The following is a 2,174-nucleotide window of genomic DNA, read 5'->3' on the forward strand; positions in this document are numbered from 1 at the left end:
ACTAAATTTCAAAAACTTGATTCCTATATTTGTCGTAGTCAAGAAAAAAATAGAAATGAGAAACGTCATAGTAATTTCTGGATAGGTTTATATGGTCAAAATTGGATAGTCGCTTGGCATGAGTGTCAAGCATGGGTCGAGGAACTGGTCGGTTTCAGTCGCAATAAGCAAGCATATTATCAGCGAGGTTTAAGGGCTATGAAGCTTATACAGCAAGCTCTTTAACTCGCTTGTCGCCCCTTGAAGAAAAATACTCAACAGAAAAAATCATTGCTGGTTTACAGGAGTTGGCTAAGTTTGACTCAAGTATCGATCCGGAAGCTGAACAATTCAGTATTAATGTTGTCGATCGCTTAGAGAGGCTGTTCAATCTAGCGCAAACTACCCTCGATAAATCGAAGCTGTTAGGAGGTGGAAATAGTTTGGCGAATATACAAACCCAAGCCATAGAAAGTGTGAGCGAACAGTTGAGAATTGAAGGAGTCAGCCAAGAAACATTTAAAGCATTCCTTGACATTGTTGCAGGTAAGGTTGTAGCCCAAGCGTTCGCAGTTCATCAGTTTGAACAAGAGCTATTCGATGAGATCAAGAGTGAGCTTGATGTTGAAAGTTTGCAGCAACGGACGCAAAATGGGTTCGAGGAAATAGCTTTTATTTATCAATTAGCCAAAAATCCTGAGATTAGGCAACAAATTACTAAAGACTATGGGTTCAAGACTGGGGTAGAAATCAAACAAGAAGTTCAAAGCCTAACCCAAACTTCTACCCCTGGTTTTGACCCCGAAGCATTCTTGCAAGAACTAAAAGTACCAACACCAGAAAAAAAGTCTACACAACCGACGACAATCCAGGACATGAAAAATTTGACACGCTGTTTATTCCGAAAACAAATCCAATCTCCAACCTAAAATGGCGCAAGTTTTTGGAACAGAACCAAATAGGATTCTCAATTATTTTCCTTCTGGTTTGCATTGGGTTGTCTGTGTACATTCGGGTGACACACGCAACGTCGGTTCAAACAGATATAAACCAAATTCAATTGCAGCAATAAAACATTCATTGCTGTTTTATCTGGAGGTAATGATGTGTCTTGAACGCGAAATACTCAATAGTATCGGCTTTGAAACTCCACAACTAGAGCCGGAACAAGTAGATGTTCAAATTGAACAAGCGGTTGAAGTTGATGAACCGATTGCAAATACCATCGATAATTTTGGCAAAATTTTAGAGCAATACGAGCCAGTTTCAAGCTAATTCCTAGCAATGAAATACCAAAAGCAAGCACTGTTGGGATTATTGGGCATGGGGTTAATCATTAGCCCTTGGTTATCACAACTGCCAGCCCAATTCAAAACTTATAACAGTGGCATCATTATTAGAGAGTCGGAGGAACTAGAACGCATTAAAGCCGAGCAAAAGGCACAAACCGCTGACAAGATTAATTCTCTGGGTGTTATGCCTTCATTTAGGACTGTGCGTTCGCTGATTATTTGGACTCATTTAGGCATAACCCTAGACCAGATACTACAGGTTATCTCGAAGATGAAACAATTTTTGTTTATGACTCAACTGGTAAGTGTGTTGGGCGAATTGAAGCTAGGCAATGGCTATGGAAATATCGATTTAAAAATGCCTGTAAGAATTCGCCACTATCTGAAAATCCTAGTAATTGATTTACCAATTTGTGTACTAAACACTGTATTAACTCATCACGTATTTATTACATTGCCAATTCATCTACAGCGTATTGCAGGTTTATGAGGTACAGTAACAACAGTTTGTAAACCAGTTTTTTAAATGCTCTGGATTAATCAAATTAAGTGCAGTTGCGATGAGAACATCAACCATTTTTGAAGAGGTTGGAGAAAAGGAGCGTAAAAAAGCTTTTAATTGTGACCACCAATGTTCGATGGGATTAAAGTCAGGAGAATAAGGTGACTGATAAAGAACATTTGCACCCTTTGATTGAATTAAAGACTCGATTCCTTCCACTTTATGTGCAGGGACATTATCCATAACAACTACAGCACCCGTCCAGAGTTGGGGAAGTAAACACTTTTCAATAAAGACTTTAAATGCATTTCCATCCATTGAACTATTCAACGTCATCACAGCCAAAACTTGTTTCATGCTTACTGCCCCGATTACTGTTACCTTCGCTCCCCGATAAAATG

Annotated in this window: 4 protein-coding genes and 1 pseudogene; 4 read left to right on the forward strand and 1 reads right to left on the reverse strand. The window is 39.1% G+C overall.

The annotated features are described in order from the left end of the window. From I8752_RS22085 to I8752_RS22100, 4 genes and pseudogenes are all read left to right on the forward strand, one after another. Nucleotides 1-225: pseudogene (locus I8752_RS22085) on the forward strand (IS4 family transposase); the annotation flags it as partial. A gap of 5 nt (nt 226-230) precedes the next feature. After that, the gene (locus I8752_RS22090) at nt 231-908 is read left to right on the forward strand and encodes a hypothetical protein (RefSeq protein WP_214434420.1); all 678 of its coding nucleotides are present in this window, start codon (nt 231-233) and stop codon (nt 906-908) included. Nucleotide 909: 1 nt separating this feature from the next. Beyond that, on the forward strand, nt 910-1,254 hold the full coding sequence (locus I8752_RS22095; RefSeq protein ID WP_214434422.1) for a hypothetical protein: 345 nt from the start codon (nt 910-912) through the stop codon (nt 1,252-1,254). Nucleotides 1,255-1,263: 9 nt separating this feature from the next. Beyond that, nucleotides 1,264-1,761 carry a hypothetical protein gene (locus I8752_RS22100; protein ID WP_225895835.1) on the forward strand — a complete coding sequence of 166 codons (498 nt, stop codon included), beginning with the start codon at nt 1,264-1,266 and terminating at the stop codon, nt 1,759-1,761. On the opposite strand, the gene I8752_RS22105 is transcribed toward I8752_RS22100, so the two are convergent. Further along, a partial coding sequence (locus I8752_RS22105; protein ID WP_214434421.1) for a transposase occupies nt 1,756-2,174 on the reverse strand: 419 nt, incomplete at its 5' end. The genes I8752_RS22100 and I8752_RS22105 overlap by 6 nt on opposite strands.

The sequence above is a fragment of the Dendronalium phyllosphericum CENA369 genome, assembly GCF_016056275.1.
GTDB classification, from domain to species: domain Bacteria; phylum Cyanobacteriota; class Cyanobacteriia; order Cyanobacteriales; family Nostocaceae; genus Dendronalium; species Dendronalium phyllosphericum.

Excerpts from the sequence above, each read along its gene's own strand:
- I8752_RS22095 (WP_214434422.1), top strand. The coding sequence starts at position 910 with ATGGCGCAAGTTTTTGGAACAGAACCAAATAGGATTCTCAATTATTTT.
- I8752_RS22100 (WP_225895835.1), top strand. The coding sequence starts at position 1,264 with ATGAAATACCAAAAGCAAGCACTGTTGGGATTATTGGGCATGGGGTTA.